Below are 15,986 nucleotides of genomic sequence, written 5' to 3' on the forward strand. Positions count from 1 at the left end.
AGCAAGGCGCCGCCCCTTTTCATAGGGCGTACCGCGCGTTATAACTGAGAGATCAACCCGCGCAGGAGTGCGGCGACTGTTTCCAAACAGGAGCCCACTCGTATGCCCGCTTCTTCCGACCTCCCCCGCAATCCGCTGGACCTGCTGTTCGGTGACGACAACAGCGGCCCCGCTCCCGCGAGTGGCGATGGTCGCAGGCAGCGCCGCGACGGCGGGACATCGGTACGCTCAATCATCGCGGACGCCGCGAACCGATACGGTGTGCCCGCCGACGGTTTGGCGCGCATCGCGCAGATTGAAAGCAGCCTCAATCCGGCCGCGCGCAATGGCCGTTCATCGGCCGGTGGGCTGTTTCAGTTCATCGACAGCACCGCCCGCCAGTACGGGCTGCGGGACAAGTTCGATCCGTACGAGGCGTCCGACGCAGGGGCCCGGCTGTACCGCGACAACGCCAATGGGTTGAAGCGCGCGCTGGGACATGAGCCAACCGTGGGAGAGGTGTACCTCGCCCACCAGCAGGGGCTGGGTGGCGCGCTCAAACTCCTGACACACCCGGACGCGAAGGCCGTCGATATCGTCGGCGCAAAGGCAGTGCGGAACAACGGCGGGACGGCCGACATGACGGCCGCCGACTTCGCAAACCTCTGGATGCGCAAAGCCACAGGCCCCGGCGGCACCTATGACCGCAAGGTCGCCCGGTCTACCAGTGACGATGGCGTCGATCCCGCCGACATGAATAATCCGTTTCCCAGCCCAGCGGCGGAGAGCGTAGAGGCCGCGCCCAGACAGAGCGTTCGCGCGGACACGATGATGCCCATTACGGGTATCGACCTTTCTCAAACCGGGGCAGACGGCACCGCCGTGACAGCGGACGCCCAGGCGATGTACGCGGGGCCGATGGTCGCCCCCGAGCCGCAGACGGGTGACGACGGCGCTATCGTCATCGATGAAAACTACCAGCCCACCGGGGCTATGGCCTTCGGTCTGGCCGGCCGTGGGAACGCGATCGACACCGCAGCCGCCCAGGCCCGGGCGCAGGCGGAAGCCGCGGAACAGGAAAGGCAGCGTCAGAAGAGGGAGGCTGAGACAGCCGTCTACAATCGCAAGGTCGAGAAGTTCGCCGAAGGTCTGGGCAATCCCGAGCGCTATGCCCTCATCGACGAGGCCGATCTTCCCGAATGGCAGAAGCGATGGCAGGAAGAGAACCAGTCTTCCGGACGGGGCGGCGATTTCTGGAAGAACCTTGGCACCGGGGCTCTCGCCACATGGAAAGCGGTCAACAACGCCGAGCACACTATCCGCTCCTACCTGCCGGGCGGCGACACCTACAACGAGGCCCAGGAGCAGGCCGAGCGTGATTTCTTCGGCGCGCCCGTCGATACCGCTATCGGCGACATGATCGCCAAGAACGAAGCGGCACTCTCACCGGAAGGCAAGAAGGCCGCGAAGGAGACGGTCTTTGACGATGACAGTTGGAAACTTGGCGATGCGCTGAGCGACCCGGACTGGTATCTCCGCCAGATCGCACAGTCGGCCGCGCCGATGGCCATGAGCATGGGGCCGAGCGCCCTGCTCGCGCGTGGTTCCTTCGCTACCGCCCTCGCTTCTGGGGCCTCTCGGGAAGCAGCCGCCGCTGCTGCGGCCCGCACGGCGACGGTCGCGGGCGGTATCTCCGAAGGCATCATAGGCGGCGCGCAGTCGGCCGATAGCCTGCGCGAGGCGATTGCCGCGATCCCCCGCGACCAGCTTCTGCAGTCGGATGCCGTCAAGTCGATGATCGAAGAAGGCATGTCGCCGGATGATGCGATCAACGCACTGTCCAATGACGTCCAGCTCCAGGCTTTCGTCACCGCTGGCGTCACGACAGGGCTTTTCGGCGGCATGGGAGACCGGGCGCTTGCCAAGATCATCGCCGAAGGCGTCGGCGGGGGGATCGTCCGCCGTTCCGTTCGCGGCGCTGCGCGCGGTGTCGTCGGCGAGGGGTTGCTCGAAGAGCTACCGCAGAACGTCACTCAGCAGATTTCGGAGAACGCGGCAAAGCGCAGGATCGATCCCAACCAGTCTCTGACGGAAGGCGTTGGGGAACAGGCTGTCGCGGGCACTGTGGTCGGTGGCGTGATGGGCGGCGCGCTTGGTGGCGCCGGGGCGGCTATGCGTCCGGCCAGATCTGATGCACCCGACGCGGCGCCTGATGCACCCGACGCGGCCGACCCCACCCCGCCCCCAGCAACAGACACGGCCGCGACGGGGCCAATCGGACAGGCGGTCCGGTACGCGGAGCAGGAGCAGACGCGCCGTGCCGGCGGTGCCACCGATACCGGCATCGACGGGAAATACCGACCCGGTACCACGGTCGGCGTCGATATCGGCGACGGGACAGCTCTGATGGGCACCGTGCAGGGGTATGAGGGTGATGACGCCATTGTCATGGATACGGGCACGGGCGAGCTATTCCAGATCCCGCATGCCCAGCTCAAGCGCGTAGCTCTCGCGCCAGATGAAATCACCAGCACCTCAGGCATGCCCCCGGAACAGGCCGCCCCCTCGCAGCCGGTAGGGACAATTCGCGTCTATCATAGCGGCTCGCGGGGTGACGGGGATTCCGGCCGATGGGTGAGCACGGATCGACGGTACGCCTCAGACTATCGCCGCGACCTGCCACTGTACTATCTCGATCTGCCGAGGGACGATCCTCGCGTCAACCACCCGGACTATCCCGAACAGTCTATCGAGCGGGGACACACCTTCAATTTCGAGTTGACCCCGGCGGAAGCCGCGCGACTGACGAAAATACCGCGTGAGCCGCGCCAGAAGCGCGACAACACCCCGCTGCCTGAGCAGTCCAACGATCCTGCTCTGGAGCCACAGCCGGAAACTCCCGGGCAGACCACGAGTGAGGGAGCCCCAGCCCCAGGCACCCAGAAACCGGCGACTGCCCGTTTCCCGCATGCGCCAGAGCCCGGCGCGCGCGTGATCGTCACCGGCCCTGACGGCAACCGCTTTCCCGCGCGCATCCTGAGCTACGAGGAAGGAGCGACCGAAGCGCATGTCCGCGATGACAAAGGGCGCGAGTTCCAGGCTCCGCTCGACGCTCTCACGGTCTCCAACCAGACAAAGGCCCAGGTTGAGGCGGAGGACGCCACGCGCAATCCGCCTGCGGAGCGCGAAACGGCTAAGTTGACGGGAACGCGCCGCCGCGTGTTGGGCAAAACAGTCGAGATGCCAGACGAAACGCACGCCCGGCTTTTCGACCTTGGCCACAACCGGATGATGGATAAGCGTCTGTTCGGCGCATCGGCGTTGGACGTCAGTCCCGCCGTTCATGCCGAGGCCGAACGGGTCGGGAAGGGCCTGGGTATCTCGCCCGAGATTGCTCTCACCCTCGCAGACGACTACCGCTTCCGTGTCGAACGCGCTGCTCGAAACGCGAAGTCGGAGCTGGTTCAGCATCTCCCCGGCGTCAACCGGAAGATGCTGGAGCGCGTGCGACCGACGAAGGCGAGGCCGCAGGAAAGCGAAACGGCAGAAACCAGCCCGGCGCAGTGGTGGGATGCGCTGCCAGAGGCTGAGCGGGCCGACCTCCTCAAGGCGGCGCAAATCAAACGCGCGCCGAAGACCCCATTCAATGCCTTCTCCAAGGCTATCCAGAAGAAGATCGGCCGCATGCAGCCGGCTCCCGAGGACGCCCCGGTCGAAGACAAGACGCCCGAGCCTGCGACCCCCATTGACACCGCCGCCGCCCAGGCTGCGACCTCGCCCACGAACGATTTGCCCGAGCCGAGCGATGCACAGCGGGAAGCGGGCAACTATCAGCACGGGCATATCAAGGTCGCAGGCCTCGATATCTCCGTGGAGCATCCCGCCGGTTCCACACGTACCGGCACCGGGCGCAATGGCCAGAAGTGGTCAACGCGAATGGACGACCACTACGGGTACATCAAGGGGACCAAAGACAACGACGGCGAGCATCTGGACGCCTATGTGAAGGCCGGCGCCGGCGATGATTTCGTGGACGGGAGCCCTGCCTTTGTCGTCGACCAGAAGCGGTCCGATGGCTCATTCGATGAACACAAGGTGATGCTGGGATACCCGGCGCGCTTGTCGGCAGAGCAGGCATACCTCGATCACACCGGCCACCCGAGCGAGGCGCCGACCGTTACCCAAACCACTCTCGGCCAACTCAAGGACTGGATCGCCCATGGCGACATGTCCAAGCCGTTTGCCGACGCCGGTAAGCGGTTCCAACTCCCAAGCACAGCCCCAGAGCATCTGCACAACGAGGGCCGTCCTCTCGACCGCGACAAGACATATCCCAAGCCGGAGAAGGGCCGAGAAACCACGGACAGCGGCGAGCTTGCCGGCGATGTTGTCTCCCTCACCATGCCCGTGAAGGACTTCAAGGAAGTCACCGACGAATGGGCGAACCTGTTCGCCGACCCGGATAAGCGCGTCGTTACGGACCACCGGGCAAAGAGTGAACCCGTGCGGACCCCGGCAGGGGCTCGAAAGATCATCGACGGATGGAAGGATGACGCCAAGAAGCAGCGCGAAGAGCACGCCTTCGACAATTCCCAGCGCACCATTCTCAGCCTGTTCGACTATACCGGGCAGTGGAGCCAGCCTTACGAAGACGCCGGCTACAACGTGATCCGGTTCGATATCCAGCACGGCGACGACGTGATGGATTTCTCGGCGCAGTATTTCATCGACAACCATGATGTGGGCGATGTCTACGGCATCCTCGCTGCAACGCCTTGCACCGACTTCGCTTCGAGCGGATCGCGCCATTTCAGCGTGAAGGATCGTGACGGGCGGACGGAAGCCAGCAAGGCGCTGGTCTTCCAGACCTTGCGGACCATCGAGTTTTTCCGGCCGAAGTTTTGGGCACTGGAAAACCCTGTCGGCCGCATCGAGAAGCTGACCGGATTGCCCCAGGCGCGAATGACCTTCGAGCCCTACCATTTCGGGGCTCCTTACACGAAGAAGACGATGCTATGGGGCAAGTTCAACGCCGAGCTGCCTCTCGCCGTCGTGGAGCCGACCGAAGGCTCCAAGATGCATGCGAAGTACGGCGGCAAGAGCTTGCGGACCAAGAACGCCCGTTCTGAGACGCCGGAAGGCTTTGCCTGCGCCTTCTTCAAGGCGAACAACTACGTGGATCTTCCTGCTCTCGCGCGCCTCACAGGCGACTACCCCGAAGCGTCCGGGGCTGTCCGCGCCGCGTATCAGGCGGGCATACCCGAAGCCGAGATCCGAGACGCCATCGAGAACGCGTACGGCAACTACGAGTACACCGAAGCCCGCTCGATCCTCGCGCGCATGGTTGCCGGCCGACGCCCGACGCCCCCGCGCACCACGGAGAAGGCTCCAAAGCCCGTAAAGCAGGAAACCGCTGAGGCAAAGGTCGCCCCCGAGCCACAAGAGATCGCTACCGAAAAGAGCCCGGCGCAGCAAGCCGCCCGAGAGGGTGCGCCGGCCCCTGCTTCCGAAGGTGGTAAAGCCCCGGACGCATCCCTCTTCGCCAACAATAAGCTGTTCACAGCCGACGCGGTGGAAAAGGCCCGCGCGCGGCTACGGGCCAAGATGCGGCAGCTCAACGCCGGCTTTGATCCCGAGTTGGCGGCGGATGGCATGGTCATCGCGGGCGCATACATCGAGGCCGGCGTGCGGTCGTTCGCCGACTTCGCCAAGCGCATGACCGACGATTTCGGCGACCACATCAAGCCGTACCTGCTGTCGTTCTGGGAAAGCGCCCGCAGCTATCCCGATCTGGACAACGCCGGCATGACCAGCGCGGCCGAAAGCGCCGACCTGCATGCCAAACTGATGGCCGAGAACACGACGAAGCCGAACCCGGCGGTGGGCGTTGTCACAGAGGCGCCCAAGACCCGGAAGCCGCGCAAGGGCAAAGCGAAGGATCGCCGCCTCCAGGGCGACTATGGGGTGGATCACATAGATGCCTATTCCGACGAGGGCGAAGCCGCGAAGGCCGCGTTCCTGAAGGACGCGCGCGGCTATCTCAAAGCCGTTGGCGACCAGTTGGAGGCGGCCGGCTTCATCACCCCATCCACCTCCAAAGGACGGCGGATGAAGGCCGTCAATGTCAATGAAAGCGGCGTCGCAGGTTCCGGCGATGTCACCCTTGCTATGCGGCACCCCGAAACCGGGGCCAACGTCTACGCCCATATTGGCGAGGCCGCGTTGCGCGGCGTTGTGCCTATGTCCCCGAGCGGCGTGGCAATCATGTACCGCGCGTCGACCAAGCCCGGGGATACCTACGCGACGGACGCCCGGTCGGTAAACCGGTGGGCACCGGTAGACCTGACGGCCGATGAGCTGGCAGATAAGATCCAGCAGGAGGCTCGTGCCCAGGTTACAAGCGCTGCCCCCCATCGAAAGGAAAGCGGAAATGAGTTGGAAGGAACAGGCGCGGGCGCATTGGCGGGAGTTCCAGCCGAAGCGGTTCGCGGCACTGAAGACGAGCGGGAAACTGGACGCAGCGCTGGACGAGGCAGTCAGCCAGACGCATCTGGAAGTGGAGCAGCTCGAAGCGAGCGGGTTCAGCCCGGACGAAGCGTTCCAGATGACGAGGGAGCAGTATCTGTTTCCGCCGGAAGAAGGGAAGGCCCCGCCCGAGAACAGCCTGTTCTCAACGAAGGATCTGAGCGAAGCGGTTCGGAAGGGCAAAAGGACGCTCGACGTGTAGCAGGCGACCGGCCGCGCAAGGCAGAAACACCGCATATATCGGCGACCGAGAGCAAGGTCGAGAGCGCCGCGACCCCGGCGCAGAACATCCCGTCCAACTACACGCTGACCGATGCCGACGAGATCGGGCAAGGCGGCGCGAAGACGAAGTTCAAGGCGAACATCGAGGCGATCAAGATCGTTCGCAAGGTGACGGAAGAGAACCGGCCCGCGACCGCGCAGGAACAGGCAAAACTCGCCAAGTGGGTCGGCTGGGGCGGCCTGTCCGCCGCGTTCTATCGTGAGGACGGCACGGTCCCGAAGGGATGGGAGAAGGAGGCCAAGCAGCTCAAGGAGTTGCTGACCGCTGATGAATACGCGGCGGCGGCGGCCTCAACGCGCAATGCGCACTACACCTCGCCCGAGATCGTGAAGGCGATCTGGGCCGTAGCCGAGCGGCTGGGCTTCAAGGGCGGGCGCGTGTTGGAGCCGTCAGTCGGCTCCGGAAACTTCCTTGGCTTCATGCCCGGGAACGTCAAATCGGCGACCCATGTCACCGGCGTCGAGCTGGACGCGATCACAGGGACGGTTGCCAAGGCACTCTACCCCGACCACAACATCCAGGCCCCCAAAGGTTTCCAGACGCTTTCCGTCCCGGATGGGTATTTCGACCTCGCTATCGGCAACCCGCCGTTCGGCTCTGAACGCCTGTACGATGCCGAGCGCCGTAGCCTGAACAGCCTGTCGATACACAATTACTTCTTCGCGAAGTCAGTCGCAGGTCTGCGACCGGGCGGCGTGCTGGCGATGGTCATTACCAACAGCTTCCTCGATGCTGGGGCCGCAAAAGCCCGTGCGATGATCGCCGAACAGGCGGAGTTCATCGGGGCGATCCGTCTGCCGAACAACGCCTTCGCCAAGAACGCCGGGACGGAAGTGACGACGGATATCGTCATCCTGCGCAAACTCCCGGAGGATCGCGCCCAGGATGACGAAAGCACCAACAAGCAGTGGCTCGAAATCGGCGAATACACCGACAAGAACGGCAACAAGGTGCCGCTGAATCGGTACTTCATCGAGCATCCCGAAATGATGCTCGGCGACTTCGGCGCATACGGCACCATGTACGGCCCCGGCGAGCCCGCTCTAATAGGGCGTGAAGGCCATGATTTGAATGCGGACCTTGCCGCCGCGCTGGGCCGCTTGCCGCGCAATATCATGCCGGAACCGGGATCGATCGCGCCGCCCGAAGCAGGTGCGCCGTCTGCAGAAGCCGCCGATGTGGACGTTGGCAGCTTCTTCCTCGACAAGAGCGGCGCGGTCCACCAGCGGCTCCCCGATAGGCTTGGGGAAGCCCGCGCGCAGCCCTATGAGGCTCCAAACGCCAAAGCTGCTGATCGTGTCGCTGGAATGATCCGTATCCGCGATGCCTTCAAGCGCCTTCGCGTGGCGCAGATCGACCCGGCGGTCACCGATGCCAAGCTCGCGAACCTGCGGAAGCGCCTCAATGAGGTGTATGACGCTTTTACCGCGGACTTCGGTCCGCTGAACCTTGACGTGAACAAGCGGCTTTTCCGCGAAGATCCGACGTGGCCTCAGCTCTCCGCGCTCGAAGACAATTTCAAGAAGGGCATCTCCAAGGCGGTTTCCGACCGCACCGGAGAGCCCCAGAGCGCCCCGTCTGCCGATAAGGCCGCCGTGTTCACCAAGAGAACGCAACAGCCCTACCAGCCGCCTCGCACGGCCGCTACAGCGCAAGATGCTCTCGCCCAGGTGCTGGCGGATACCGGTCGCGTTGATATGGGCGCGATCACGGCACTCTACGGGAAGTCGGAAGACGAAATCACGGCGGAGCTGGGCGCTCTGATCTTCAAGGCCCCGAACGGCGGCTATGAGACGGCCGACGCCTATCTGTCGGGCAACGTGAAGCAGAAGCTGGCCGAGGCCGAACGAGCAGCGCAGGCGGACCCTGCCTTCCGCCGCAACGTCGCGGCGCTGTCCCAGATCCAGCCCGATGACATCGAGCCGGCCGACATCGACGTGAAGCCCGGCGCGCCGTGGATACCGCCGGAGCACATCAAGGCGTTCATCGCCCATATCACTGAGACGGACGATCCACGCAACACCAAAGCGATCTATTCAAAGCTCACCGGCAAGTGGGAGCTGGAAGTCCCGCGCTCCACACAGGCGTCTGACGCGCGTTGGGCGACGGAAAGGAGTTCCGTCGCCGATGCACTGCGGGCCGCGATCAATGGAACGACCCTCCAGATCTATGACCAGATATCGAGGGACAAGCGAGAGCTGAACCAGCCGGCGACGGAAGCGGCCAACGAGAAAGTCGCCCGGATCGCCACTGAGTGGCGAAACTGGATCTGGGATGACGACGCGCGCCGCAACCAGCTCGCCCGGCTCTACAACGACACCTTCAACACGACGGTTGAGCGGCGGTTCGATGGCTCGCACCTGACGTTCCCGGGCAAAGTCTCTGATGACGTGATCAAGCTGCGGCCGCATCAGTCGGCGGCCGTCTGGCGGACATTGCAGAGTTCTACCACCCTGTTCGACCACACCGTCGGCGCGGGTAAGACCTTTGCCATGATTGCGTCGATCATGGAGAAGCGCCGCACTGGTCAGGCGCGCAAGCCCATGATCACGGTTCCGAACCACCTTGTCGCGCAGTGGGCAGCCGACTTCCAGAAGCTCTACCCGGGCGCGCGCGTTCTCGCACCGTCGAAGGCCGACTTCTCCGCCGCGAACCGCAAGCGGCTGACGGCGCGTATCGCGACCGGCGATTGGGATGCTGTGATCGTCGCCCATTCGCAGTTCGGTCTGCTGGGCGTGTCGCCAGAGATCGAGGCCCGGTTCATCAATGAACAGGTCGCCGACATCGAGCAGTCGATAGCGGAGCTGCGCGAGGCGGATGGAGCGAAGAGCCGTTCTGTCAAGCAGATGGAGAAGCAGAAGGAGAGCCTGCACACCAAGCTCCAGAAGCTCCTCGATGCAGGCAGGAAGGATCAGGGGCTCTATTTCGATGAATTGGGCGTAGACGCCCTCTACGTGGACGAATTCCACGAGTTCAAGAACCTCGGTTTCGCAACCTCGATGCAGCGTGTTGGTGGGCTCGGCAACCCTGCGGGTAGCAAGCGCGCGGCCGACATATACATGAAGCTCCACCATATCCTCGCCGCAACCGGCGGGAACATCGTGGTCGCAACCGGCACCCCGCTTTCCAATTCCATGGCGGAGATGTTCACGCTCCAGCGCTACCTCGGTTCGAAGGTGCTGCAACAGCAAGGCATCAGCCACTTCGACGCCTGGGCGCGTGTCTTCGGCGAGGTGGTGACTGATTGGGAGTTGAGCCCATCCGGTCAGTACAAGATGGCCTCGCGCTTCGCGAAGTTCGTCAACATCCCCGAGCTGATGGTGCAATACCGCCAGTTCGCGGATGTGATCACCAACGACGATATCAAGCGTCAGCTCGCCGAACGCGGGCAGAAACTGAACCTACCGGAAGTCGCCGGCGGCAAGCCTACGCTGATCGTCGTGAAGCCCTCGCCCGCGCAGCTCTCCTATATCGGCGAGGGCAAGCCCGGGCCGGATGGCGCTCTCGTCTATCCCAAGGGCTCGCTGGTCTATCGCGCCGAGCATTTGCCGAAAGGCAAGATGCAGAAGGGCGCGGACAACATGCTCAAGATCATGTCGGACGCCCGGAAAGCGGCGCTCGACATGCGCCTGATCTACTCTGATGCTGGGGACTATGCGGGGTCCAAGATCAACCGCGCTGCTGCGGAGATGAAGCGCATCTACGACAAGTGGGCCGCACAGAAGGGCACCCAGCTCGTTTTCATCGACCTCTCAACGCCGAAGAAGGCCAAGGCCAAGGAAAAGGCCGCGCTGGAAGACCTGATCCGCAAGGCCGACGAGGGCGACGAGGACGCGCAGACCAAGCTCGACAACATGTCGCCGGACGAGTTCGACGCGCTGAACGGGGAGTTCTCCGCCTATGACGACCTCAAAGGGAAGTTGATTTCCCTCGGCGTGCCCGGAAACGAAATCGCGTTCATCCATGATGCCAGCACCGACATCCAGAAAGACGAGCTGTTTGCGAGGGTCCGCGCCGGTCGGGTCCGCTTCCTGTTCGGTTCCACGCCGAAGATGGGCGCGGGAACCAACGTGCAGACCCGCCTTGTCGCGTTGCATCACATTGATGCGCCGTGGCGGCCGAGCGACCTAGAACAGCGTGACGGGCGGATCATCCGACAGGGCAACATGCTCTACGACGCCGACCCGGATGGTTTCCGTGTCGAGATCCTGCGCTACGCCACCGAGAAGACGCTCGATGCCCGCCAGTGGCAGGGGATCGAGACGAAAGCCCGGTTCGTTCAGCAGGTTCGGAAGGGATCAGTGGGCGAGCGTTCCGTGGAGGACCTGGGGGGCGAAGTCGCCAGCGCGGCCGAGATGAAGGCCGCCGCCTCCGGCAACCCGCTTATCCTTGAAGAGATGCAGACCCGGAAGAAGCTGCGCACGCTGGAGAACCAGGCCAACGAGCATCAGCGCCAGCAGCATCGCATCAAACGCCAGCTTTCGATTATCGACAGCACTTTGGCGGACATTGCGGCTCGCAAAGACGAGGTGGAAGCAGACGCCAAGCTCGCCGACGAATTCCGCGCGGGCTCTTTCGAGGGCACGGTCGGGGGGAAGACCTTCGACAAGCATAAGGAGTTCGGCGCGGCGCTCATCTCCAAGATGCGGCAGGCGACAATCGACGGGGTGGTTTCGGAGCCGCAGCAAGTCGGAACCATCGGCGGGTTCTCCATCGCCATCGAACAAGCGTTCGACAACGCGTGGGACGTTGTTCTCCAGGGCTCCCGCGATCACACCGTCCCCGTAGCCGACATCACGGAACAAGATCCTGTCGGCCTCGGGCGGAAAGTCGCCAACACCATCGGCCAGATCGCCACGGCCCCGGTCGCTGACGCGACCCAAACACGCCAGTTGCAGGACCAGAAACCGAAGCTGGAAAAGCAGATCGGCCCGTGGCCGCTCCAGCAGGAGCTGGAGGACACAACAGCCACGCATAGACGCCTCATCGACCAGCTCCGCCCGCAGAAGAAGGCGACCGAGAGCACCCCGGCCGACGAGGCTGTGACCCCGGACGTTGCGGTTGAGAACAAGCGGCCGGACACGCTTACTCGCTTCCCCGGCAAGCAACTCGTGGCCATGCCCGTGCCCGAACGCGACCCGAGCGTGCCACTCAAAACGTGGGCTGCAGAGGCCGTTTTAGAGCCGGGCCGCAAAACCGGACACGAACATCTGATCGCCATCGATGACGACGGCGCCATTGTCGCTTTCGGCACGTCTTCTCTGCCGGATTTCGTCGGATTGAACACGGAATTGGCCGGGGCCGTATTGAACCCGGATCGCCGGCTGGTCATCTACCACAACCACCCAAGATCCACACCGCTTTCGAAAGCAGATCTTTCGATGCTGGGGCACCCGGGGGTCTATTCCGTCTGGACGTTGGGCCACGATGGGCGCGACACGCGCGCTTCCCTCACTCCCGCTTCGCGCGGTTTCCTCGCATCGAATTTTGCAGACCCGGCCGCCGCCTACACCTCCCTGCGCGACGCAATCAACGCGGGAGACGCGCCCCTGCGCGACTTCCTGCAGGGCGAAGTCAACGACAAGCGGCTATCGCCGGCGCTCGCAACGGTAATCGACGACAACACCCGCGTTATCCCCGTTCAACGCGCTGGGCTGATCGACTACACCGACGACACCCCTTATGATACGGCGTCTATTCCCGGACTGGACGAAGTTCTTGACGCCGCCGCTGACACAATCAAGGAGAAGCTCTATGGCGGAAAGAACCCTCGCGACCCTGGGTCTGATCGACCCGCCAAGTCCTTTCGACACATTGCAGAGTTGGAAAGCGTTCCAGCGAACCTTGAACCGGTTGCCTCCTTCAGAGGAACGGAAGGTGCTCGTGAAACAGGCGCGCGCTATGATCCACGAAAAGAGGGCGGACGCCTCAGTCACGTTACCGAAGGGCGCGTCATCCAGGAGCTGAAGGGCGTTCTCATCGACTGGAAGCCCCCCGCGCTGGCGACCATCCCCTTCAATTATTTCCCCGAGCTGGCGCAGAAGGGCATGACCGCCGTTTCCCGCTACCTCAACAAGAAGCGGGAAATGGACGCCTATCGCGGCCGAAAGCACGAAGAGGCGGACAAGATCGCCGGCCAGTGGCTGCGCTACAGTCGCCTCGGCCTTCTTGGCAAGGACAAGAGCCGCGCCAAGGAAATCTCCGATCTGATGCACGCCTCGACGCTCGCTGGTGTCGACCCGTCTTCGGCAGACGCAGAAATGACAGCCAAGAGCGGATATTCCGCCTTGCATCGGCGGTACATGGCATTGCCCCCGTCTGGCAAAGCTCTGTTCCAGGCCGTCCGGGACGCCTACAAAGCCCAAGCGCTGGAGCTGGACACGATCCTACTCGACAACGTGAAGAAGGCTCAGGAGATCGCCCAGAGGCGCGCACGCGAGCGCTATCAGGCCAAGCTGGAAGAAATCGCGGACGCGGGGCTCACCGGCCTCGCCAAACGCAACGCCGAACAAGATGCCCTGTCGGCCTATACGGCAGAGAAAAACCGCTCCCTGTGGAGCGGCAAGGCTCGCATCACCCGCCTGCGCCAGTCCTTCGAGCAAAGCCGCGTCCCGGCGCCATACTTCCCCCTCGGCCGCTTCGGGCAATATTTCGTCACAATCCGAGATCGCTCCGGCGCGGTGGTCAGCTTCTCGCGGTTCGAGAAGTCGGCCGACCAACAGCGTTTCTTGAAAGAGGCGCGTCGCGACAAGCTCGGGGCCACGATCGAGCACGGCCGCCTTCAGTCCAACGACAGCACAAAATCCATGATGGACCCGCGCATGGTCGCCGAGATTGAGGAGCTGCTCGGCGGCAGTGGTGTCGACCCGGATCTGATGGATCAAATCTGGCAGCGCTATCTGGAGACACTGCCCGATATCTCGATGCGCAAGCGCTATATCCATCGCAAGGGCACGGCTGGCTACCATGACGACGCCCTCCGGGTGTTTTCTTCTCACATGTTCCATGCCTCCCATCAGATGGCCCGGGCCAAGTTCGGCCTCGACATGCAGGAGCTGGTCAACGAGACATTCGACCAAGCCCGGCGAGAGGATAACCAAGAGGCCGCGATGGCGCTGGCGAATGAGCTGGACAAGCGGCACCGCTGGGTCATGAACCCGACAGGTTCGAGTGTGGCGCAGACCATGACCAGCACCGCATTCGTCTGGTATCTCGCCGGCTCTCCGGCGTCGGCCATGGTCAACCTCAGCCAGACCGGAATCATGGGGGTGCCGATCCTGGGGGCTCGGTTCGGGGGCGTGCTCAAGGCCACCCGAGCGCTCGTCCGCGCATCGCTCGATGCGGTACGCGGAAAGGGCTCAGTCGCCGGCGCGGCCCTCACGGCCGACGAGCGTCGCGCGATGGAGGTCTTCGACCAGTCTGGGTTGATCGACCGCACGCGCAGCCACGATCTGGCCGGCGTCGGGAACACGGGCATCGACTACAGCCCTCTGCGCGCCCGGGTCATGTCTGTTATCTCGTGGGCGTTCCACCGCGCGGAAGTCGCGAACCGCGAAATCACGGCGATGGCCGCCTACCGGCTGGCGCGCGAGGCAGGGAACACGCATGACGCGGCCGTGGATCTGGCCCACGAAATGACGTGGAAGACGCATTTCGACTATTCCAACTCGTCACGTCCGCGCGCCCTGCAGAACGATGTGGCCAAGGTCGCGCTGGTCTTCCGTCAGTTCCAGATCAACATGCTCTACCGGATCTTCCGGGACGCCTATCAGTCCTTCAAGGGGGATACGCCGCAGGCACGCCGCGAGGCCAGATACCAGCTTGCAGGCGTCTCCGGCATGATCGCGCTGATGGGCGGCCTCACCGGGTCTATCGGCTACAATCTCATCATGGGGCTGGCCAGCATGGTCTTCGGTGATGACGACGACCCCGTTGATTTCGAGACGCGGTTCAAGGCCGATGTCGTCGACGTGTTGGGGCCGGAGCTGGGCGGCGTGGTTCTCAATGGCGTCCCGGGGCACTATCTCGGGATTTCGCTCTCAGATCGCATCGGCATGCCGGATCTTTGGTTCCGCTCGCCCTACCGGGAGCTGGAGGGGCGCGACGAGTATTACTACTGGCTCAGTCAGTCACTCGGCGCGACCGCATCACTGGCCGAAAGCGCGTGGAGCGGCCTGTCTCTGATCAAGGAGGGACAGGTGGCGCGCGGTGTCGAAGTTATGGCCCCGACCGCGATCCGCAATCTTCTCAAGGCCGTGCGCTACGAGAATGAGGGGCTGGTGGATCTTCGATCAAACCAGCTCATGTCGCGGGACCAGATCGGAACACAGGGCGTGATCGCACAGGCGCTGGGGTTCACCCCGGCGGCCGTGGCTGAAACCTATGATCGGCGTAACGCACTCAAGAACGCTGAACATCGTGTCAAGGAGGCCCGCCAAAAGCTGATCAACCGCTGGGCGCTCGCCACGTTAACCGGCGATGATGATGCAAAGCACCAGGCGCTGGATGATATCCGCAAGTTCAATCATTCGCCCTATCATCGAGGCGTTGGGATCACGAGCGACACACTGCACCGCTCCATCCGAACGCGACGTTCCAATAGCGCTCGGATGGAAGATGGCACGTTGATCCGCAATAAGGCGCTAAACCGGGATCTACGTCGGGAGCTGCCTGAGCGGGTCTATTAATCGACGGAGCAAGTCAGCGACTTGCGCTTGATGATTTCCTGCCACTTCGGCCCGAGCGCGCCTCGGGCCGAGATGGCGTTCGCGCTCCCCTGCTCTCCATTCTTGAAGAGGCGGATCACCAACTGCTGATGGTGCCGACCGGCGACAAACGTCGGACCCGGGGTATAGGTGGTGGTGGCGTTGAACGACCCGTAGTTGCCATAAGTCGCCATGCTCCCGGTGGTGTTATAGCTACCGGGCATCTGCACTGCATGAACGCTGCTGTCGCGGCCGGTCGCCACGATCTGGTAGCGGTCGTAGCCGGCCTTGATGGTTTCGGCGGCGGCCATGCGTTGGGCGACACGAGCGGCGCCGGCCGCCCCACAAATGGGCGCGGCCGACGTGTCGATAGCGATTTCATTTTGGGAAAGTTTCATCACATCAGTGCTGGCGCAGCCGGCGATGAGCAAAGGCAATGCAAATACGAGAAGAGCGCGCATCGTGTTCTCTTTTCTGGTTAATTCCAGAAACGT

2 protein-coding genes are annotated in these 15,986 nt (G+C 63.4%); one reads left to right on the top strand and one right to left on the bottom strand.

The window, feature by feature from the left end; translation table 11 throughout:
- Positions 1 to 102: 102 nt before the first annotated feature.
- Entirely contained in the window at positions 103 to 15,474 is a 15,372-nt protein-coding gene (locus C8N35_RS22940; protein ID WP_107992085.1) for a PLxRFG domain-containing protein, read from the top strand.
- Here C8N35_RS22940 and C8N35_RS22945 read toward each other — a convergent pair.
- Entirely contained in the window at positions 15,471 to 15,953 is a 483-nt protein-coding gene (locus C8N35_RS22945; protein ID WP_107992086.1) for a hypothetical protein, read from the bottom strand. The two genes, C8N35_RS22940 and C8N35_RS22945, sit on opposite strands and share 4 nt — an antisense overlap.
- Between the last annotated feature and the right edge of the window lie 33 nt (positions 15,954 to 15,986).

Source organism: Breoghania corrubedonensis, assembly GCF_003053845.1.
In the GTDB taxonomy this organism is placed as follows: domain Bacteria; phylum Pseudomonadota; class Alphaproteobacteria; order Rhizobiales; family Stappiaceae; genus Breoghania; species Breoghania corrubedonensis.

Excerpts from the sequence above, each read along its gene's own strand:
- C8N35_RS22945 (WP_107992086.1), bottom strand. The coding sequence starts at position 15,953 with ATGCGCGCTCTTCTCGTATTTGCATTGCCTTTGCTCATCGCCGGCTGC.
- C8N35_RS22940 (WP_107992085.1), top strand. The coding sequence starts at position 103 with ATGCCCGCTTCTTCCGACCTCCCCCGCAATCCGCTGGACCTGCTGTTC.